Origin of the sequence: Providencia sp. 2.29 (assembly GCF_015832305.1) — a bacterium.
Lineage (GTDB): Bacteria > Pseudomonadota > Gammaproteobacteria > Enterobacterales > Enterobacteriaceae > Providencia > Providencia stuartii.
Genome location: NZ_CP065420.1, coordinates 4,192,145 through 4,212,188, shown reverse-complemented (window position 1 = coordinate 4,212,188; position 20,044 = coordinate 4,192,145). Strand labels below are relative to the sequence as shown.

Genomic DNA, 20,044 nt, shown 5'->3' with positions numbered 1-20,044 from the left:
TATATGCGTGTAATTGTTTATGGCAGTTTAAGGCGCAAGCAAGGAAATCATCACTGGATGACTTACGCTCAGTTGTTAGGCGAACATAGCTTAGAAGGCTATGAGCTTTATGACTTGGGGTATTATCCAGCGGTTATCAAAGGTGAAGGTGTGATTGAGTGCGAAGTGTATCGCATCAATCCCTCTATTTTGACTGAGTTAGATGAGTTAAAGAAAAATTCACAGGACTATGTTCGTGAATTAATCCCTACGCCATATGGCAATGCTTGGATTTATCTTTATCGGCATTCCGTTGAAGGCTTGCGTCGTATCAAATCAGGTGACTGGTTAAAACGTCACGAAGAAGAGTAATAAAGCGCCGGTAGCCAATGGGTTATCGGCGCTTTTTCTATAAAAAAGGCTCTCGTGTTACCACCAGAGCCTTCCCTTCCCGAGTTAGGGGAAATTATTTTTTAGCAGCGCGTTCGAAAGAAGAGATAATTTCAGCTTTAGCCGCTTCAACGTTATCCCAACCGTCTACTTTCACCCACTTACCTTTTTCTAAATCTTTGTAGTGTTCAAAGAAGTGTGTGATTTGTGCGCGTAGCAGCTCTGGCAGGTCGTTCACATCTTTAATGTGATCGTATTCTTTGCTCAGTTTAGTGTGTGGTACTGCAACTAATTTGGCATCTTCACCTGATTCATCAGTCATTTTTAATACGCCGACTGGACGGCAACGAATAACTGAGCCTGGTTGTAATGGGTAAGGTGTTGGTACCAGTACATCAACAGGGTCACCATCTAAAGATAGTGTGTTGTTGATGTAACCATAGTTACATGGATAGAACATCGCTGTAGACATAAAACGGTCTACAAATAGAGCGCCAGAGTCTTTATCAACTTCATATTTGATAGGATCTGCATTAGCAGGGATTTCGATGATAACGTAGATATCTTCTGGCAGATCTTTACCTGCCGGTACATTGTTCAGGCCCATGAAAAAGTATCCTTTATGTTAAAAACTAATATGCCCATCAATAAGTTAAGCCCTATCTAAGCAACTTAAAACGATTTTGGGTACATAACGTGAAAGGTATTATAGCCGTAAAGAGGGGTAAAACTCACTAGTTGGTAGGGCATTCATAAAAAAAAGCTGAGAAAAGGCCACAAAAAAGGCGGGATTAGCCCGCCTTAGCGCGATGAATAACATTATTCAGCGTCAGGGAACTCACGCATAAAGGATTCTGCTTTTTCAACCATAGAAGCTGTACCAACAAAGAAAGGAACGCGTTGGTGAAGTTCAGTTGGGTTGATATCTAAAATACGGTCACGTCCGTTACTTGCTTTACCGCCTGCTTGTTCTGCAAGGAACGCAATTGGGTTGCATTCGTACAGTAAGCGGAGCTTACCATTTGGATGGCTTGCCGTGCTTGGGTAGATATAGATGCCGCCTTTAAGCAAGTTACGGTGGAAATCCGCAACCAGCGAGCCAATGTAGCGAGTCGTATAAGGGCGACCTGTCGCTTCATCTTGTTCTTGGCAGTATTTAATGTATTTTTTCACGCCCATAGGGAACTTGATGTAGTTACCTTCGTTGATTGAATACATTTTTCCTTCTGTTGGGAACATCACTTTTTCGTGAGAGAGGCAGAAGACACCAAGTGATGGATCATAGGTAAAGGCATGTACGCCACATCCTGTGGTATACACCAACATGGTGGATGAACCGTAAACGACGTAACCTGCCGCGACTTGACGATGACCCGGTTGCAAGAAGTCAGCTTCAGTCACCGGTTGGCCAATTGGGGTAATACGATGGTAGATAGAGAAGATTGTTCCGACGGAAACGTTTACATCGATATTCGAAGAACCATCCAGTGGATCCATTAATACGACATATTTCGCGTTTTCTGCACGATCGCCTTCGAAAATGACGATTTCATCTTCTTCTTCGGAGGCAATACCAGCTACTTCCCCGCGAGCTTTCAAAGCGGCTTTTAATTTTTCGTTTGCATACAGGTCAAGCTTCATCTGGACTTCACCTTGGACATTCGACACACCGCTTGTGCCAAGAATGTCTACAAGTCCAGCTTTGTTAATATCACGATGGATAATTTTAGCGCCCAGTTTGATTGCTGACAGTAATGCGGTCAGTTCTCCTGTTGCATGAGGAAAATCTTGTTGCTTATCGACGATGAATTCGCCTAATGTTTTCATGACGAAGGTCCTGAATATAATTGACAGAGGTTTGCAGGGGGGAATTGTACCCTTGCGCGTGGAGTTAATCTATACCCTTGATACGTTGTACCGCCGCGATGTGGGCCGTATTTTGTTACCTAAGTCACATACTTGAGCATGTACTCTTGGGATAACAGTAACTGGCTCTTGTTGCCGCGTTTGGATCATTTTGGGAATACTCTGCCTATTTTTCCCTGTATTTAATTCGAATTTTTTGTCTATATAAACCTAACGTTGATGGGTAGAATAGTGACAAACCTCATGCTATTGGATGGAAAATAATGCACATACATATTTTGGGTATCTGCGGTACGTTTATGGGGAGCTTGGCAATACTGGCTCGCTCCCTCGGGCATAAAGTAACAGGCTCCGATGCAAACGTGTACCCTCCGATGAGTACCTTACTAGAAAAGCAAGGTATTGAACTCATTCAGGGCTATGACCCTAGTCAGCTAGAACCAGCACCTGATATGGTCGTTATTGGTAATGCGATGACGCGTGGTAACCCTTGTGTTGAAGCGGTATTGGAAAAAGGCCTCACTTATACATCTGGTCCACAATGGCTACATGATCATGTACTTCCTGAACGCTGGGTACTCGCTGTCGCGGGCACCCATGGTAAAACAACCACGGCGGGGATGCTTGCTTGGATCTTAGAAGATTGCGGTTATAAACCAGGGTTTTTAATTGGAGGCGTGCCAGGGAACTTTGAAGTATCAGCCCAATTAGGGGAAAGTCCCTTTTTTGTGATTGAAGCTGATGAGTATGATTGCGCGTTTTTCGATAAGCGTTCGAAATTTGTACACTACAGTCCAAGAACGCTGGTGCTCAATAACCTTGAGTTCGACCATGCCGATATTTTTGAAAATTTAGAAGCCATCCAAAAACAGTTCCACCATCTTGTTCGTATTGTGCCTGCTAGCGGTAAAATTTTCATGCCAGATAGCGATAATAACCTTAAACAGGTTATGACGATGGGCTGCTGGAGTGAGCAAGAGTTCGTCGGTGAACATGGTGAATGGCAAGCGAAAAAGCTGAACCACGATGGCAGCCAGTTCGAAGTCTATTATCAACAACAACGTGTGGGTGAAGTGAATTGGTCACAAGTGGGTAATCACAATATCCAAAATGCGTTGATGGCAATTGCCGCAGCACATCACGTAGGCGTGCCCGCCAAAGAAGCGTGCTTTGCTTTAGGTAAATTTATTAATGCTCGTCGCCGCCTTGAATTACGGGGGGTTGAGTATGGTGTCAGTGTTTATGATGATTTTGCTCATCATCCAACGGCGATCCTCGCAACACTGGAAGCGCTGCGCAGTAAAGTTGGGGGTACTTCCCGCATACTGGCGGTATTAGAGCCACGCTCTAATACTATGAAGTTAGGGGTTAATAAAAGTGATATTGCTCCGGCGTTAGGTCGTGCTGATGAAGTTTTCTTATTCCAGCCAAGCAATATTCCGTGGATGGTCACTGAAATTGCGGAAAAATGTGTTCAACCTGCCCGTTGGAGTGGTGATATTGATGCGTTGGCACAAATGGTCATTGAAACCGCTCAGCCTGGCGATCATATTCTTGTTATGAGTAATGGGGGTTTTGGTGATATCCACGGTAAGTTACTCGCCGGCTTAAAAAATAAAGCAGAGACAGAGTTAGACGACTAAATATAATGGCTGACGCAAAATGCCACTTCCCTTAACAGGACAGTGGCATTTTTTGTTTTTGGATAGTAGAAAACGTCTCGTATGTTATACGACTAAACCCAGTGAATGATATTGGTGAAATGCATTGGGTTAGCGCTGTAAAATCGCGCTCTTGGCGAGGTGTGCCGAGGCTAAATGTTAACTCGCCTCAATAAATTGGCGACTATAACAATAACTATACTGTAGCTCTTGTTTTAGGCTGCCCATGTAGCAATCTAAAGAATCTGTGCAGAGATGGAAAAGACAACCAACAGCGATAGCCTTTAATTTCCACGATGGCATCAAAAAGAGGATACAATAAGCGATTGCCGCCCAGAGAGTATGTAATGGGTGAAAACCAATGCCACAGCGATTAGGATCAAAAATTGGATCCGCAAGAAGATGGTCTAAATCAATCGCCATCGTGGCTATCATAAGCAGTGACGCTAATTTCCAATTTTTGCGCCAAAATAGATAACCGAAGAGAATGGGAACTAAAAAGTGAAATCCATAGTGCACAACGTTTCTGAATATCTCAAATATCACTTTGATAGCCCATCGTTTTTATATTCAATCGCGCACGAATGCGCGAATGGAATAGAAATTAAAAAATAAAAATGGATTTAAAGCTCTTGATCAAAGAGTGAAAGGATCGCTTCGTAAAGCTCTTTAGTTGTAAAATTATTCGCTGGTGTAGAGAAAATGGTATCATCCCCTGCGATACTGCCTAAGATCCCTTCCGCTTTCCCTAAAGAATCTAGCAAGCGTGCAATCAATTGTGCGGCGCCGGGGCTTGTTCTGATCACCACAACAGAATGGTTGTAATCGATATCCAGTACTAGGTTTTTTAATGGGCTAGTCGCCGTGGGAACGCCAGGCTCTGTGGGTAAGCAGTAGACCATTTCCATTTTTGCGTTGCGAGTGCGCACAGCACCGAACTTAGTCAGCATTCTGGAAATTTTTGATTGGTTGATATTTTCAAAGCCTTGCTCTTGCAGTGCGATAACAATTTCAGCCTGAGAGCTAAATTTTTCTTCTTTAAGCAGCGCTTTGAACGCTTTAACCAAGTCTTCTTGTTTAGACGGTGTACGCATAATTAACCCATCCTATGACAATAAATTGGTCTGTATTATCTGTAAATGTGAATTTTTATGCAACAAAATTGCGTTATGATGGTTTTGTATACGATGAAAAATGAAGGTTATTGTCTTTTTTATGCATAAAAAGAGAACATTGATGAAAGTTTAGTTTAGCAAAAGTTGATAAATAAAAATAATCAATAATCTTAATGGTTTATGCCTATATAAGAAGAAAATAGACCCAGTAGCATAGAGAGGTAATGCAATTTGTTGCCAAAAGGTGTAAATTTTTTGTTAATCACTTTGTGAATAACGGGATTATCAGCAGTAAAAACAATTTATTATGCAAAAATCAATAGTGATAAAAACTATTTGTTAAAAAAGTGCCCCTTATCTCATTAACAGATAAGGATTTTGTTTAGAATAGATGAAATCAGTGCGTAAGCCTATACACATTAATATGCTTCAACATCTGTTAATGAATTGTTTTTTATCAGTAATGTGTTTACTACATAACAAGATGAATCAATATACTTTTTTAAGTACAAATAAAGGAGTTTCAGAATGAAAGTTGCAGTCCTAGGCGCAGCAGGTGGTATTGGTCAGGCTCTGGCCCTTCTTCTTAAAAACCAGCTTCCAGCAGGTTCAGAACTCTCACTATATGACATCGCACCAGTAACTCCGGGTGTTGCTGCGGACCTTAGCCATATCCCAACTGACGTTAAAGTAGTTGGTTTCTCAGGTGAAGATGCGACTCCTGCACTGAAAGGCGCTGATGTTGTCCTGATCTCAGCAGGTGTTGCTCGTAAACCAGGTATGGATCGTTCAGACCTATTTAATGTTAACGCGGGTATTATTCGCAATTTGACTCAACAAATCGCTGATACTTGTCCAAAAGCATTAATCGGTATCATTACTAACCCAGTTAACACAACAGTGGCTATTGCGGCTGAAGTGCTGAAAAAAGCAGGCGTTTACGACAAAAACCGTCTATTCGGTGTAACGACTCTGGATATCATCCGTTCTAATACTTTCGTTGCTGAACTGAAAGGTAAGAAACCACACGAAATCGAAGTGCCTGTCATCGGTGGCCACTCAGGTGTTACTATCCTGCCTCTATTGTCTCAGATCCCAGGTGTTAGCTTCACCGATGAAGAAGTTGTTGCTCTGACTAAACGTATCCAAAACGCAGGTACTGAAGTTGTTGAAGCAAAAGCAGGTGGCGGATCTGCAACACTGTCAATGGGTCAAGCAGCAGCACGTCTAGGCCTGTCTCTGATCCGTGGCCTACAAGGTGAGCCAAATGTTATCGAATGTGTTTACACCGAAGGTGAAGGTGAACACGCTCGCTTCTTTGCTCAGCCAGTCCGTTTAGGTAAAAATGGTATCGAAGAGCATATCTCTTACGGCAAACTGAGTGAGTTTGAACAAAAAGCACTGAAAGACATGCTTGATGTACTGAGAAAAGATATCGAACTAGGTGAAAAATTCATTAATGGCTAATTGCTATTAATTTTCACTTATTTCTTAAGAAAACCGCTGTCCTGATATTGTTGGGGCAGCGGTTTTTTTTATATTCTTTCAGCTTGAGGTTGGGCTTTTTTCTCTTACTTTTCTTTCTAATAATTCACCTGTAATTGGATTGAAATAGCGGCTTGGCCATATCTCTGAAGGATGAATTCCGAGATAATTCGCAATAATCCATTCACCTTTAGGCCAAGGACGAGATAAGGCATTCGCCAGTGTGGAGGAGCTTAAACCTGCTTGTCGAGATATTGCTGCTAAAGTCGTTCCGCGTTTACGTAAAGCGGCAATTATATCTGCTGGATGCCAATCCGATTTCCGTAAGATCATTTTTTAGTCCTTTTTTTACTCAGAATCATGTAGAGTTAGTAGTACATCTAACAGGAGATTGTGATACATTCACTGCAATAGCCCTGTTATTGGAAATAAAATAACAGAAATTTTCCAAAATTATTTCTAATTTTTTCTAAAAATTCAGTTTTATGAAAGGAGTTTTATTTTTATGAAATATAAGAAAGATTTGGCATATATATTTGTGATTTTATCTAACATATTGAAAGTAAAAACTAACTAGTTTGGGTTATCTGTAAAAATCACATATTAATGATAGATGTTATAAGTACAGCTAATATATAAAGACGATCTCATGAAAAAAGATAACTGTGACCTCGTGTATATCCAATCTATTGTTATTAAAAGAAATTAAAATATACTTTACATGTATAACTCATAAATTAATTAATAATAAATATTAATAAAACAAAAAAGAAAAAGGTTATTGAGAAAATAAACACGTTTTTCAGCAATTATTATTAAATTGTAAATCGTGACTAGGAGGGTCAGGCATGCAAAAAGAATGGTTAACGGCGAAAGAGTTAGTTGGCTTAAAAGGACTCCCAATGACTACTCAAGGTATCAATGCGATGGCTCGTCGTGAAAACTGGTTATGCCGCAAGCGGCGGGGGATTCAAGGAAAGGCGTTGGAATATCATATTAATAGTTTGCCTGAAGGTTTATTTGAGCCCCTTTCTGTTTATGAAGCCCCTGCATTATATCAAGCAAAACATCATGATAATGCATTTATTTGGCAGGAAGTTTATCACCAGCTTTCCCCGGAAGAGCGTAACCTTATATTGGCATTTATTATGCGTGAAGGTGTAATAGCATTGGTAGATTTAATAAATAAAAAATAATTTACCTAAAAAATCGGTTTGGGTAATTCAATAATGAAGAATAGGCATATTGGTACTCAACATATTCTTTAGTAACAATATTTAGATAGAGCCTCAACGGCAGATTTCATAATATAAGTTCGAAAGAGATAATATGAAAAAAATGTGGTTCACTGCGAAAGAATTAGCAGGTTTAGAAGGCTTACCAACTTCTCCTCAAGGTATTAATTTGATGGCTAGAAGAGAAGGATGGAAAAATCGTCGTAAGCGTGGCGTTCAAGGTAAAGCCGTCGAGTATCATCTAGAGAGCTTACCTGGAGAAATACAGAGTCAATTGAGTCTTTCTGAGCCTTCAGTGGGCTATCAAAGCCAAAGAATGGATGCTTCACAAATTTGGATGGAAGCCTATTACCAACTCACTGAAGCGGAGCGTGATAAAGTGGTGAAATATATTTTGCGTTATGGCCTTTCATCATTGCTCGCTAGGATCGAAAAAGAAGAAAAAGGGGAAGAGTAGTCTCTTTCCCCCTCATCGCATTCAAAACGATACGTTTAACGCTATGAGTGACGTGAAATAGCCACCTCTGCGAGGCTGATTAACGCGTCTTTATAAACTGAATCATCAAGAGTACTCAAAGCATCAATGGCTTTTTGCGATTCCTCTTTTGCGCGAGCGTAGGTGTACTCCAGTGAGCCGCAACGTTTCATAGTTGCCAGCACAGTGTCCAGTAGGTGACGGCCATTGCCCTGCTCGATCGCTTGGCGGATCAAGGCGGCTTCTTCCTCGGTTCCATGGTTCATTGCATGAAGTAGGGGCAGCGTAGGCTTCCCTTCATCAAGGTCATCCCCGGTATTTTTGCCTAATTGCTTATTATCTGCGTCATAATCCAACAAATCATCAATCAATTGAAAGGCAGTGCCGAGATAGCGACCGTAATCTTGCAAGGCTTTCTCTTGCTCGGGGGTTGCTGATGCTAAAATTGCCGATGCATGCGCGGCAGCTTCAAACAAACGAGCGGTTTTACTGTAGATCACTTGCATGTAGTTTTCTTCAGTAATGTTAGGATCGTTACAGTTCATCAACTGTAAGACTTCACCTTCAGCGATAACGTTCGTCGCTTCCGACATGAGTTTAAGGACACGCATCGAGTCAAGATCCGTCATCATTTGGAAGGATCGTGTATAAATAAAGTCCCCAACGAGGACACTCGCAGCATTACCAAATACGGCGTTCGCTGTTTGTTTACCGCGGCGCATGTCGGATTCGTCGACAACATCATCATGCAATAAAGTTGCAGTATGGATAAACTCGATTAGCGCAGCAACTTGAATATGTTTTTGCCCTGAATAACCAAGGGATCGTCCTGCCAATACCGCGATCATTGGACGGATCCTTTTCCCACCACCGCTAACAATGTAATAACCAAGTTGGTTAATTAGCGCAACGTCTGAATTCAATTGACTGAGGATTGCTTCGTTTACTGCTGACATATCCTCGCTAGTCAGTTCAACAATAGATTCTAAATTCATCGTAATTTATTCATATTATAGGATTTTAGCCGCCACCCTTTAGTCAAAAAGGTGTCGCCAATAGAACAGTTATAGCCTAAGCATAACATTAATATTTCTAAGATAATTAGTTGTAATGCAAAAAATGTTTAAATAAGTAACAATTCGAGTTATTCATCATAAATCAAAGGCTGACCGGAGTATGGAATAAAAAAGTCGGTTTTTTTGTGATCTAAATGCATTATTGGCTTGTGTTCTGACGCTTTTTTGCGTAGAATTCGCGCCCTATTGTGAATATTTTATAGCGTGCTCAGGAATTAAATTTTTTAGCGGGTACGCGGAAAGCGGAGTTAATATGTACGCGGTTTTCCAAAGTGGTGGTAAACAACACCGAGTTAGCGAAGGTCAAACTGTCCGCCTAGAAAAGCTGGACATCGCAACAGGTGAAACTGTTGAATTTGATCACGTTCTGATGGTTGCTAATGGCGACGATATCAAAATTGGCGCTCCTGTCGTTGAAGGCGTTAAAGTGAAAGCGGAAGTGGTTGCACACGGTCGTGGCGATAAAGTTAAGATTGTCAAATTCCGTCGTCGTAAACACAGCCGTAAACAACAGGGTCACCGTCAGTGGTTCACTGATGTTAAGATCACTGGCATCGCTTAAGATTTAGGAGAGCAGATTAATGGCACACAAAAAGGCTGGCGGCTCGACTCGTAACGGTCGCGATTCAGAAGCAAAACGTCTGGGTGTAAAACGTTTCGGTGGCGAAGCTGTATTAGCAGGTAGCATCATCGTTCGTCAACGTGGTACTAAGTTCCACGCAGGTAACAACGTAGGTTGTGGCCGTGACCACACTCTGTACGCTTTAGCGGACGGAAAAGTTAAATTTGAAGTTAAAGGTCCACAAAACCGTAAATTTATCAGCATCGAAGCTGAATAAGTTTTCTGACTTTTAATTCGAATTAAAGCCCTGCAAAAACTTTTTGCGGGGCTTTTTATATTTAGAATACGCCATCTCTGGGTAACACGGCCATCCAGCACTATAATGGCTATCATACGGAGAAAGAATTATGAAATTTGTAGATGAAGCCAAAATATTGGTTGTGGCGGGGGATGGTGGCAATGGTTGTGTCAGCTTCCGCCGCGAAAAATACATTCCAAAAGGCGGTCCTGACGGTGGTGACGGCGGCGATGGTGGTGATGTCTATCTGCAAGCCGACGAAAACCTGAATACACTCATCGACTACCGTTTTGAAAAATCTTTCCGCGCAGAGCGTGGGCAAAATGGTCAAAGTCGTGACTGTACAGGGAAACGTGGTCAAGATATCACGATCAAGGTGCCTGTCGGAACGCGTATACGCGATCTCGGTACTGGAGAAATACTGGGTGATATGACTCGCCATGAGCAGCGCCAAATGGTCGCGAAGGGCGGTTTCCACGGTTTAGGTAATACACGCTTTAAATCTTCAGTTAACCGCGCTCCACGTCAACGTACGATGGGGACGCCTGGTGAAACTCGTGAGCTGATGTTAGAGCTGATGCTGCTCGCTGATGTGGGTATGCTAGGGATGCCGAATGCGGGTAAATCGACCTTTATTCGTTCGGTATCGGCAGCGAAACCAAAAGTCGCTGATTATCCATTTACTACGCTAGTACCGAGCTTAGGTGTCGTGCGTATGGATAACGAAAAAAGCTTTGTGGTTGCGGATATTCCAGGGTTAATCGAAGGTGCTGCGGAAGGCGCAGGTTTAGGGATCCGTTTCCTTAAACACTTAGAACGCTGTCGCGTGCTATTGCATCTGATCGACATCTGCCCGATCGATGAATCGGATCCTGTGGAAAATGCCAAGATCATTATTAGCGAACTCGAAAAATACAGCGAAAAACTGGCAGAAAAACCACGTTGGTTAGTGTTTAACAAAGTGGATATTTTAGGCCCTGAAGAGTCCGCAAAACGTGCTGCTGAAATCGCTAAAGCGATGGGCTGGGAAGATAAATACTATATGATCTCCGCGGTGAATCACGAAGGTGTGAAGGCACTGTGCTGGGATATTATGGAGTTTATGGAAACTCAGCCGCGTGATATGGCAGCATCGGAAGATGAAAAACAGCCTGAAAAAGTTGAATTTATGTGGGATGACTACCATAAAGAGCAACTCGAAGGTGCTGAAGATCTGGATGACTGGGATGATGATTGGGACGAAGATGACGACGAAGGTGTCGAAATCATCTATCAGAAATAATCAATCTCAGAAAAACCCCCAATGATTGGGGGTTTTTTCAAATATAAAGATTGTTTTATTTACGGGGAATTGATCGAAGGATCAATTTTTCTGGTAAAGATCTTTATACAACCGACTCTCAAAACGCACGAGAGGAACGCGTCGGCTCCGTTGTTGGTTTTGTGGTACCGCATAGGCAGAGATAAACTGTACGAAAGCAACGCGTTGCCCACTAGCCGTCGTGATAAAGCCTGCTAAGTTATAGACGCCTTGTAAAGCCCCTGTTTTAGCTGAAACTTTGCCATTCACACCGGCTTCATCTAAGCCGCCACGGTAACGTAATGTACCGTCATGTCCTGCAAGAGGCAGCATAGAGATAAAATCAAGTTGCTGATCGTTTTTAGCGATAAATTGTAGAATTTCCATCATTGTCGTCGGCGTGATCAGGTTATGGCGGGATAAACCAGAGCCATCGACCATAACGGTATTACCTAAATCGATGCCCGCTTTTTGCTTTAAAACCTGCCTAACAGCATCCGACCCCGAGCGCCACGTACCGGGAACACCGTAATAGTCTCGACCAATAGTACGAAAGACAGTATCAGCAATCATATTGTCTGATTTTTTCAACATCACCTTCAATAGGTCATGCAGCGGCTGAGATTCGGTTTTGACGAGGACCTGCGATTGTGCCGTTGGTTGGGTACGCTTTTTGACATGCCCTGTTAGCGCTATGCCCGCATTTTGCAGTTCATTTTTAACAATAGCGCCGGAATAGCTTGCGCCATTTTGTACCGCAAAGGCAAGGGGGAGAGGTTCACTACGTTGTGATAGACAGCCTGTTAACGTGTAGCGATTTAGCTCGCCAGGAACCACATCCAGTTCACAATAACGCCCTTCAGGGTCTCCCTTGGCTAATGTTTTAACCTCACTGAACATATTGACGGGGTAGAAACTGGCTGCCTTGATATAAGCCATATCCCCTATTTTTTGAGCGGGATAGAGTGAAACAGAAAAACAGTTTCTATCGATAATGGCTGCGGCAGGCGGCGCACTAAAGCATTGCGTCATATCGTTCCATACCCAGCCCGGCGCTTTATCATGGCTAGTAAATGCCGAAATATCGACAATTAAATCACCTTCAACTTTGTGGATACCAATCTGTTTCAGCGCATTGACCATATTGCGGATTTGCTGGCGTGTGAGTGTTGGGTCGCCACTAAAGCGGATAACGAGGTCGCCCGTTAGCGTATTGTTGTTTAATTTTGCATTGGTTTCGAAATTCGTCACAAAACGGTAATCAGGACCAAGCTGTAGCAAAGCCGCGAGGGCAGTGACGACTTTTTGGGTACTTGCAGGCAGTGCCATTTGCTGCGCATTGTAATCAATAATGGGGGTGTCACTACCGACTTTTTGCGCAACCAGAGCGAGGTTAGTACCATCGGGTAAATATTGCTTATAATCATCAATTGGAATGGCAAATGCTTGTCCTGTGGTGAAGACAAGTCCTAAAGTGATGATCCATTTTCTGGTAAGTGTTAATAACGGCATAAATTTCACGCATTAGGGTAGACATACTGTACATACTAAAGTGTAATGCCTGAAAAAGTAAACGATGACCCGCTATTAACTCTACGTTAGAATGGTTAGCATTGTGATAAGATAAGTGTGTGAATGGGTTTTAAAGACACATTCACAGCCTGTGTATTGTTTGAGCCTCCCCATTAACCATGGGGCGGTTCAGTGTACTGTTGTTACAAAAATCAGGAAGATACTTATTTTTAGATAGGATTGAAACAGAGGTATTTATCAATGAAACAGATTCCAATGACGGTATTGGGTGCAGATAAGTTACGAGAAGAGCTCGATTATCTTAAATCTGTCCGCCGCCCGGAAATTATTGCAGCGATTGCGGAAGCCCGCGAACACGGTGACTTGAAAGAGAACGCAGAATATCATGCCGCTCGCGAACAACAGGGCTTTTGTGAAGGCCGAATTCAAGAAATTGAATCCAAGCTTTCCCATGCTCAGGTTATTGACGTCACGAAAATGACAAACAATGGTCGTGTGATTTTTGGTGCGACAGTTACTGTGTTGAATGTTGATACGGATGAAGAGCTGACTTATCGCATTGTGGGTGATGATGAAGCAGATATTAAAATCAATCTGATTTCCGTTAACTCACCGATTGCACGCGGCTTGATCGGTAAAGAACAGGATGATGTTGTCACTATCAAAACGCCCGGTGGCGACGTTGAGTTCGAAATTCTTAAAGTTGAGTATATCTGATTCCTATTTGCCTGAATTGGTTATATTATTTTACTGTATTAGCGAAAAAGGCCGCTGGCGGCCTTTTTCTTCATATAAAAGCTGCCTTCAATGGCATTTTTATATAAATTAAGGGTGATTATTTAGGTAAAATAATTTTGCGCTCATCCGATGGACGGTAGAGAACAAGTATCTTGCCTATAATTTGTACATTAACAGCACCTGTTTCGCGAACGATCGCTGCGGCGATCAAATTTTTAGTTTCGCGATCTTCGCCTGCGATTTTGACTTTGATAAGCTCATGATGTGCTAATGAAAGTTCAATCTCAGCTAAAACACCCTCAGTTAACCCATTGTTACCAATCATAACAACTGGGTTGAGGTGATGAGCGAGGCTTTTCAGGTGTTGGATTTGTTTTTTATTAAGATTCATCGATTTTTTGCTTCGTTAGTATTGAAAATGGCTTATTCTACCGCCATCTGATATCTATCACCATCAATTATATTTATCGGATGGTAAAGAAGTAACAATGAACACCCAAAATAATTCGAATTACATGCAGTGGTATCATCAACGTTCATGTAGGCCGAAAAATGATGGGGATAGATGTGCTCTATTTAGTATAGTTGGAAAATGCAATGGCCAATAAAAAACGTTCGGCAAGCTCTAGTCGCTGGTTGCAAGAACATTTTAGTGATAAATATGTTCAACAAGCACAAAAAAAAGGGCTTCGCTCACGTGCATGGTTTAAACTGGATGAAATCCAGCAAAGTGATAAAATTTTTAAACCAGGTATGACCGTTGTTGATTTGGGGGCAGCACCCGGAGGCTGGTCACAGTATGTGGTTAGTCAAATAGGCCATAATGGCCGGGTGATTGCTTGTGATATTTTACCGATGGACCCGATTGTTGGCGTTGATTTCCTTCAAGGAGATTTTCGTGAAGAAGCAGTGCTAGCTGCACTGTTAGAGCGGGTTGGAGATAAAAAAGTCCAGGTAGTCATGTCTGACATGGCTCCCAATATGAGTGGGACTCCCGCGGTCGATATACCTCGGTCGATGTATTTGGTTGAGTTAGCATTGGATATGTGCCGTGCTGTGCTGGCTCCTGGGGGCAGTTTTATTGTTAAAGTGTTTCAGGGGGAAGGCTTTGACGAGTACCTCAGGGATATCCGTTCCCTATTTACGAAAGTAAAAGTTCGTAAACCCGAATCTTCGCGGGCACGATCGCGTGAAGTATACATTGTAGCGACAGGGCTAAAACTGTAGTACCCTGAACGTTATTTGTTAACACAGTTGTAATATGAGGTTAATCCCTTGAGTGACATGGCGAAAAACCTGATTCTCTGGTTAGTCATCGCAGTTGTTCTGATGTCCTTGTTCCAGAGTTTTGGCCCAAGCGATTCGAATAATCGCAGAGTTGATTATTCTACGTTTATCAATGAGTTAGCCCAGGATCAGGTACGTGAAGTTCGTATCACAGGTCGTGAATTAAACGTCAGAAAGGCTGATAATAGCCGTTATACAACTTATCTTCCTATGCAGGATGAGAAGCTGTTAGACACGTTGCTAAATAAGCACGTAACTGTCGTTGGTGAGCCACCAGAAGAACCTAGCTTTCTGCAAACTATCTTTATTTCCTGGTTCCCAATGCTTCTGCTGATCGGTGTCTGGATCTTCTTTATGCGCCAAATGCAAGGCGGTGGCGGTAAAGGAGCAATGTCATTCGGCAAAAGCAAAGCTCGAATGCTAACGGAAGATCAAATCAAAACGACTTTTGCCGATGTTGCTGGCTGTGATGAAGCAAAAGAAGAAGTTGGTGAAATTGTTGATTTTCTACGTGAACCAGCTCGTTTCCAGAAGTTGGGAGGTAAAATACCAAAAGGCGTCCTGATGGTAGGTCCTCCAGGTACAGGTAAAACTTTGCTTGCTAAAGCAATTGCCGGTGAAGCCAAAGTACCATTTTTTACGATTTCAGGTTCTGACTTTGTTGAAATGTTTGTCGGTGTTGGTGCATCGCGTGTTCGTGATATGTTCGAACAAGCGAAAAAAGCAGCACCTTGTATTATCTTTATCGATGAAATCGATGCGGTTGGTCGTCAACGTGGCGCTGGTTTAGGTGGTGGTCACGATGAGCGTGAACAGACTCTGAACCAAATGCTGGTTGAGATGGACGGTTTTGAAGGCAATGAGGGTATTATTGTTATTGCGGCAACAAACCGTGCTGATGTTTTGGACCCTGCATTATTACGTCCAGGCCGTTTTGACCGTCAGGTTATGGTAGGCTTACCAGATGTACGCGGTCGTGAACAAATATTAAAAGTTCACATGCGTCGTGTTCCTATTGATCCTGCTGTTGATACAGCCATCCTTGCTAGAGCAACGCCTGGGTTCTCCGGTGCTGAATTGGCAAACCTAGTGAATGAGGCAGCCCTGTTTGCGGCTCGTGCCAACAAACGCGTTGTTTCAATGGTTGAGTTTGAAAAAGCTAGGGATAAAGTATGGCTGGGGGCTGAACATCGTTCTTTGATGATGACAGAAGAACAAAAAGAAGCTACCGCGTATCACGAAGCAGGCCATGCAATTGTTGGTTATCTGATGCCTGAGCATGACCCTGTGCATAAAGTGACGATTATCCCTCGTGGGGGTGCATTGGGCGTTACTTTCTATCTACCTGAAGGCGACCAAGTCAGTGCAAGCCGTCAGAAATTAGAAGGGAATATCGCTAGCACATACGGTGGTCGTATTGCAGAAGAGTTAATTTATGGTCATGACAAAGTCTCTACAGGGGCGTCAGGCGATATTCAGCAAGCAACCAACACCGCTAGAAAAATGGTGACTCAGTGGGGCTTCTCTGAGAAGTTAGGGCCAGTACTGTATGCTGACGAGGAAGGGCCTGCATTTTTAGGTCGCTCGGGGCACAGCTCGACTTATTCGGATGAAACTGCTCGCATTATTGATGAAGAGATTAAAGCAATTATTGAGCGCGCTTACCAAGTCGCCTATAAAACGCTGACAGACAATATGGATATTCTGCATGCTATGAAAGATGCATTATTGAAATATGAAACCATTGATATGCCAATGATTGATGATTTGATGAATCGTCGTCCTGTACGCGAACCGGCGGGCTGGGATGAAGACAAAAAAGTCAACAATGTAACGGGTTCTTTTGGTGCTGCGGTTAATACATCAAAACCTGAAACAACGACTGAAAAACCTCAATCTGAAGAGCCAAAAAACAGTAATGATGAATCTCATTCATCAGACAATACAAACGATAACAAACCACAATAAGCTATCGTTAAGTGATATGGAAAAACCCCAGTTCTCTGGGGTTTTTTACGTTAAGGTGAAATAACGATGAAAATTAGAGCAAGGGCTTGTGAACTCGATCTATCCACACCAAAAGTGATGGGGATTTTGAATGTTACTCCTGATTCATTTTCAGATGGTGGCACTCATAATCGTTATCATGACGCATTGGAACATGCCGTTAAGATGGTGAATGAAGGGGCATCGATTATTGATATTGGCGGTGAATCGACGCGTCCGGGAGCGGCAGAGGTTTCTGTCAATGAAGAACTCGATAGAGTTATTCCAATTGTGGAAGCCATTGCACAGCGTTTTGATGTGTGGATTTCTGTTGATACTTCAAAAGCGGAAGTGATGTCAGAAGCCGCAAAAGCAGGTATGCACTTAATCAATGATATTCGCTCATTACATGAGCCAGGAGCCATTGAAGTTGCGGCACAAAGTGGCTTACCCGTTTGTATTATGCATATGCAAGGTCAGCCAAGAACCATGCAAGATGCGCCTAATTATGAAAATGTTGTAGCAGATATTAAAGCTTATTTTGATGCTGAAATTGCGCGTTGTGTCGCGGCAGGTATCGATAAACAGCAGATAATACTCGATCCCGGTTTTGGTTTTGGTAAAAACCTGTCACATAATTATCAACTGTTGGCAAATTTGGATCAGTTTCATGATTTCGGACTACCGCTATTGGCAGGAATGTCTCGTAAATCTATGATTGGAAACTTATTGAATGTTCCACCACAAGAAAGGCTTGTGGGAAGTATTGCTTGCGCAACTATCGCAGCGATGCAAGGCGCACAGATTATTCGTGTACATGATGTCAAAGAGACCGTACAAGCAATGCAGATCGTTCAGATGACTCTGTCAGAAAAGGAAAAGTTAGCGTATGAGTAACCGTAAATATTTTGGTACTGATGGTATTCGTGGCAAAGTGGGTGACAGCCCAATCACGCCTGATTTCGTATTAAAATTAGGCTGGGCAGCAGGGAAAGTTCTTGCTCGCCATGGCTCACGAAAAATTATTATTGGTAAAGATACGCGTATCTCCGGTTATATGTTGGAGTCATCTTTAGAAGCGGGTCTAGCGGCTGCGGGTTTATCTGCGTCATTTACTGGCCCAATGCCAACACCTGCCGTAGCTTATCTGACACGTACTTTCCGCGCTGAGGCGGGGATTGTAATTTCTGCGTCTCATAACCCTTATGATGATAATGGGATTAAATTCTTCTCGATTGATGGGACTAAATTGCCTGATGAAGTCGAAGAAGCGATAGAAGCGGAGATGGAAAAACCAATCACATGTGTTGAATCCGCAGAGCTAGGTCGCGCAAACCGTATTGTTGATGCTGCGGGTCGTTATATTGAATTTTGTAAGGGCACTTTCCCTAGTGAACAAAGCCTCTCTAGCCTAAAAGTCGTTATCGACTGTGCTAATGGCGCAACTTACCATATTGCACCGAATGTATTTCGTGAGTTAGGGGCTGAAGTCATCGCGATTGGCTGTGAACCTAATGGGATCAACATTAATGAGAAGTGTGGCGCTACGGATGTTCGCATGCTACAAGAGCGTGTGCTTGCAGAAAAAGCGGATGTGGGGCTAGCCTTTGATGGTGATGGTGACCGTTTGATTATGGTTGACCATGAAGGTAATAAAGTCGATGGTGACCAAATTCTCTATATCATTGCGCGTGAAGCATTACGTCAAGGCCAATTAAAAGGTGGTGTTATCGGCACGCTGATGAGCAATATGGGGTTAGAAATCGCTCTGAAACAACTTGGCATTCCTTTTGAGCGCGCAAAAGTGGGTGACCGCTATGTACTTGAGAAGCTCCAAGAAAAAGGTTGGAGAATGGGGGCTGAAAACTCAGGTCATATTATCTTATTAGATAAAACGACGACGGGTGACGGTATTGTGGCTGGTCTGCAAGTACTCAGTGCGATGGTTCGTAACCAAATGAGTTTGCATGACTTATGCAGTGGCATGAAACTGTTACCGCAAGTATTGGTTAACGTACGCTTTTCTGGCTCACATGACCCATTACAAAGTGAAGCTGTATTGGCCGCGAGTGAGCAAGTCGAGAAAGAGTTGGCAGGCAAAGGTCGTGTTCTGCTGAGAAAATCAGGTACAGAACCTTTGATTCGAGTCATGGTCGAAGGTGAAAATGAAGCTGACGTTTTGGCGATGGCTAACCGCATTGCTGATGCAGTAAAAGCGGCAGGTTAATCATTTTAACGATAGGATCGTTTAAAAATAAGGCACTAACTGAGAGCCTGACAAAATTGCCCATCCCGAGTTCATTTGCTGTTTTTTTCCGCAAATGAACTCAGGAAATGAAATTTGGCTTGCTTGTCGGCTCAGCTTTGGTTAGTATTCGCACCTGCTTAATCCCGTAAAGGTCATACTTAAGCGGCAAATAAGCGGGTGTGCAGTATTATAGGTCATAGTGGTTACACTATGTTCCGCAAACTGAATAGGTAACTCAAATGTACATAGCTCTTTTAATTGTTTTCTTGTTGGTAGCTATCGGCCTGATTGGTCTGATCATGTTACAACAAGGTAAAGGTGCTGACATGGGTGCGTCATTCGGTGCGGGTGCCTCTGCAACACTGTTTGGTTCATCGGGTTCTGGTAACTTCATGACTCGTATGACTGGAATCTTGGCTGCTGTATTTTTCATTATCAGTTTGATCCTTGGCAATATGACTGCCAATAAATATGGAACTGGTAGCAAATGGGAAAATATTAGTGAACCGGCAAAAGTCGAGCAACCAACAGACGTTCCGGCAGCACCAGCAACACCAACGAGCGATATCCCTCGTTAAGTGTTAAAGATTCCGGATGAAGGCATTTAAGCCATCATCAATAAAGTAAAAAAGAATTTGAGGTTATTGTTAAGTTATTCATCAATAACCTCGCCTCAGTGCCGAGGTGGTGAAATTGGTATACACGCTACCTTGAGGTGGTAGTGCCTACAAAACGGGCGTACGGGTTCAAGTCCCGTCCTCGGCACCATTATTTAAGATAACTTGTGCTCTACAGGTTATTTGTGTAGAA

The 20,044-nt window shown here is 42.8% G+C and carries 22 protein-coding genes and 1 tRNA gene; 15 read left to right on the top strand and 8 right to left on the bottom strand.

What is annotated here, in order from left to right; all coding sequences use genetic code 11:
- The first annotated feature begins 3 nt into the window (after positions 1 to 3).
- A complete protein-coding gene (locus I3B46_RS20005; protein WP_004915721.1) occupies positions 4 to 351 on the top strand; it encodes a gamma-glutamylcyclotransferase family protein in 348 nt (115 codons plus the stop codon).
- 94 nt (positions 352 to 445) lie between these two features.
- Here I3B46_RS20005 and ppa read toward each other — a convergent pair whose 3' ends face one another.
- Positions 446 to 976 (bottom strand): inorganic diphosphatase, encoded by a 531-nt coding sequence (ppa, locus tag I3B46_RS20000; RefSeq protein ID WP_004915724.1) that lies wholly within the window; start codon positions 974 to 976, stop codon positions 446 to 448.
- Positions 977 to 1,188: 212 nt separating this feature from the next.
- Positions 1,189 to 2,196, bottom strand: a complete 1,008-nt coding sequence (gene fbp, locus I3B46_RS19995) for a class 1 fructose-bisphosphatase (RefSeq protein ID WP_004915725.1) — start codon at positions 2,194 to 2,196, stop codon at positions 1,189 to 1,191.
- Between the two features lie 302 nt (positions 2,197 to 2,498).
- Between fbp and mpl the strand changes: the two genes are divergently transcribed.
- The gene (gene mpl / locus I3B46_RS19990; protein WP_040132538.1) at positions 2,499 to 3,878 is read left to right on the top strand and encodes a UDP-N-acetylmuramate:L-alanyl-gamma-D-glutamyl-meso-diaminopimelate ligase; all 1,380 of its coding nucleotides are present in this window, start codon (positions 2,499 to 2,501) and stop codon (positions 3,876 to 3,878) included.
- 177 nt (positions 3,879 to 4,055) lie between these two features.
- Here mpl and I3B46_RS19985 read toward each other — a convergent pair whose 3' ends face one another.
- Positions 4,056 to 4,442 carry a DUF6122 family protein gene (locus I3B46_RS19985; RefSeq protein ID WP_004915730.1) on the bottom strand — a complete coding sequence of 129 codons (387 nt, stop codon included), beginning with the start codon at positions 4,440 to 4,442 and terminating at the stop codon, positions 4,056 to 4,058.
- A 77-nt stretch (positions 4,443 to 4,519) separates the two neighbouring features.
- Entirely contained in the window at positions 4,520 to 4,990 is a 471-nt protein-coding gene (argR, locus tag I3B46_RS19980) for a transcriptional regulator ArgR (protein WP_004915733.1), read from the bottom strand.
- A 549-nt stretch (positions 4,991 to 5,539) separates the two neighbouring features.
- Here argR and mdh point away from each other — a divergent pair.
- Positions 5,540 to 6,478 (top strand): malate dehydrogenase, encoded by a 939-nt coding sequence (gene mdh / locus I3B46_RS19975; RefSeq protein WP_004915736.1) that lies wholly within the window; start codon positions 5,540 to 5,542, stop codon positions 6,476 to 6,478.
- Between the two features lie 78 nt (positions 6,479 to 6,556).
- Here mdh and I3B46_RS19970 read toward each other — a convergent pair whose 3' ends face one another.
- Positions 6,557 to 6,829 carry a helix-turn-helix domain-containing protein gene (locus I3B46_RS19970; RefSeq protein WP_104873171.1) on the bottom strand — a complete coding sequence of 91 codons (273 nt, stop codon included), beginning with the start codon at positions 6,827 to 6,829 and terminating at the stop codon, positions 6,557 to 6,559.
- A gap of 515 nt (positions 6,830 to 7,344) precedes the next feature.
- Here I3B46_RS19970 and I3B46_RS19965 point away from each other — a divergent pair.
- Complete coding sequence (locus I3B46_RS19965) at positions 7,345 to 7,692, top strand: DNA-binding protein (RefSeq protein ID WP_004915743.1); 348 nt, start codon at positions 7,345 to 7,347, stop codon at positions 7,690 to 7,692.
- Between the two features lie 133 nt (positions 7,693 to 7,825).
- Positions 7,826 to 8,188, top strand: coding sequence for a DNA-binding protein (locus I3B46_RS19960; RefSeq protein WP_004915746.1), 363 nt, complete (start codon positions 7,826 to 7,828; stop codon positions 8,186 to 8,188).
- Between the two features lie 41 nt (positions 8,189 to 8,229).
- On the opposite strand, the gene ispB is transcribed toward I3B46_RS19960, so the two are convergent.
- The gene (gene ispB / locus I3B46_RS19955; protein ID WP_004915749.1) at positions 8,230 to 9,201 is read right to left on the bottom strand and encodes an octaprenyl diphosphate synthase; all 972 of its coding nucleotides are present in this window, start codon (positions 9,199 to 9,201) and stop codon (positions 8,230 to 8,232) included.
- Positions 9,202 to 9,535: 334 nt separating this feature from the next.
- Between ispB and rplU the strand changes: the two genes are divergently transcribed.
- The 3 genes from rplU (at position 9,536) to cgtA (ending at position 11,424) form a co-directional block, all read left to right on the top strand.
- Positions 9,536 to 9,844: a 50S ribosomal protein L21 gene (gene rplU / locus I3B46_RS19950; RefSeq protein WP_004915752.1), complete on the top strand. Its 309-nt coding sequence runs from the start codon at positions 9,536 to 9,538 to the stop codon at positions 9,842 to 9,844.
- 19 nt (positions 9,845 to 9,863) lie between these two features.
- Positions 9,864 to 10,121, top strand: coding sequence for a 50S ribosomal protein L27 (gene rpmA / locus I3B46_RS19945; protein WP_004915755.1), 258 nt, complete (start codon positions 9,864 to 9,866; stop codon positions 10,119 to 10,121).
- Between the two features lie 130 nt (positions 10,122 to 10,251).
- Positions 10,252 to 11,424, top strand: a complete 1,173-nt coding sequence (gene cgtA / locus I3B46_RS19940) for an Obg family GTPase CgtA (protein WP_004915758.1) — start codon at positions 10,252 to 10,254, stop codon at positions 11,422 to 11,424.
- A gap of 81 nt (positions 11,425 to 11,505) precedes the next feature.
- Here the strand turns inward: cgtA and dacB are convergent, their stop codons facing one another.
- Positions 11,506 to 12,954 carry a serine-type D-Ala-D-Ala carboxypeptidase gene (gene dacB / locus I3B46_RS19935; protein ID WP_004915760.1) on the bottom strand — a complete coding sequence of 483 codons (1,449 nt, stop codon included), beginning with the start codon at positions 12,952 to 12,954 and terminating at the stop codon, positions 11,506 to 11,508.
- A 261-nt stretch (positions 12,955 to 13,215) separates the two neighbouring features.
- Between dacB and greA the strand changes: the two genes are divergently transcribed.
- A complete protein-coding gene (gene greA / locus I3B46_RS19930; protein ID WP_004915763.1) occupies positions 13,216 to 13,692 on the top strand; it encodes a transcription elongation factor GreA in 477 nt (158 codons plus the stop codon).
- 118 nt (positions 13,693 to 13,810) lie between these two features.
- Here the strand turns inward: greA and yhbY are convergent, their stop codons facing one another.
- Entirely contained in the window at positions 13,811 to 14,104 is a 294-nt protein-coding gene (gene yhbY, locus I3B46_RS19925) for a ribosome assembly RNA-binding protein YhbY (protein ID WP_014657324.1), read from the bottom strand.
- A 206-nt stretch (positions 14,105 to 14,310) separates the two neighbouring features.
- Here yhbY and rlmE point away from each other — a divergent pair, with 206 nt between their 5' ends.
- The 6 genes from rlmE to I3B46_RS19895 all read left to right on the top strand — a co-directional run bounded on the left by rlmE (position 14,311) and on the right by I3B46_RS19895 (position 20,002).
- The gene (gene rlmE / locus I3B46_RS19920; protein ID WP_004915770.1) at positions 14,311 to 14,940 is read left to right on the top strand and encodes a 23S rRNA (uridine(2552)-2'-O)-methyltransferase RlmE; all 630 of its coding nucleotides are present in this window, start codon (positions 14,311 to 14,313) and stop codon (positions 14,938 to 14,940) included.
- Between the two features lie 48 nt (positions 14,941 to 14,988).
- A complete protein-coding gene (gene ftsH, locus I3B46_RS19915; RefSeq protein ID WP_127891335.1) occupies positions 14,989 to 16,968 on the top strand; it encodes an ATP-dependent zinc metalloprotease FtsH in 1,980 nt (659 codons plus the stop codon).
- 66 nt (positions 16,969 to 17,034) lie between these two features.
- Positions 17,035 to 17,883, top strand: a complete 849-nt coding sequence (gene folP / locus I3B46_RS19910) for a dihydropteroate synthase (protein WP_104873173.1) — start codon at positions 17,035 to 17,037, stop codon at positions 17,881 to 17,883.
- Positions 17,876 to 19,213, top strand: a complete 1,338-nt coding sequence (gene glmM / locus I3B46_RS19905; protein WP_004915791.1) for a phosphoglucosamine mutase — start codon at positions 17,876 to 17,878, stop codon at positions 19,211 to 19,213. Before folP ends, glmM begins: the two co-directional genes overlap by 8 nt.
- 260 nt (positions 19,214 to 19,473) lie before the next feature.
- Positions 19,474 to 19,812: a preprotein translocase subunit SecG gene (gene secG / locus I3B46_RS19900; RefSeq protein ID WP_004915793.1), complete on the top strand. Its 339-nt coding sequence runs from the start codon at positions 19,474 to 19,476 to the stop codon at positions 19,810 to 19,812.
- Positions 19,813 to 19,912: 100 nt separating this feature from the next.
- A tRNA-Leu gene (locus tag I3B46_RS19895) sits at positions 19,913 to 20,002 on the top strand.
- Positions 20,003 to 20,044 lie beyond the last annotated feature (42 nt).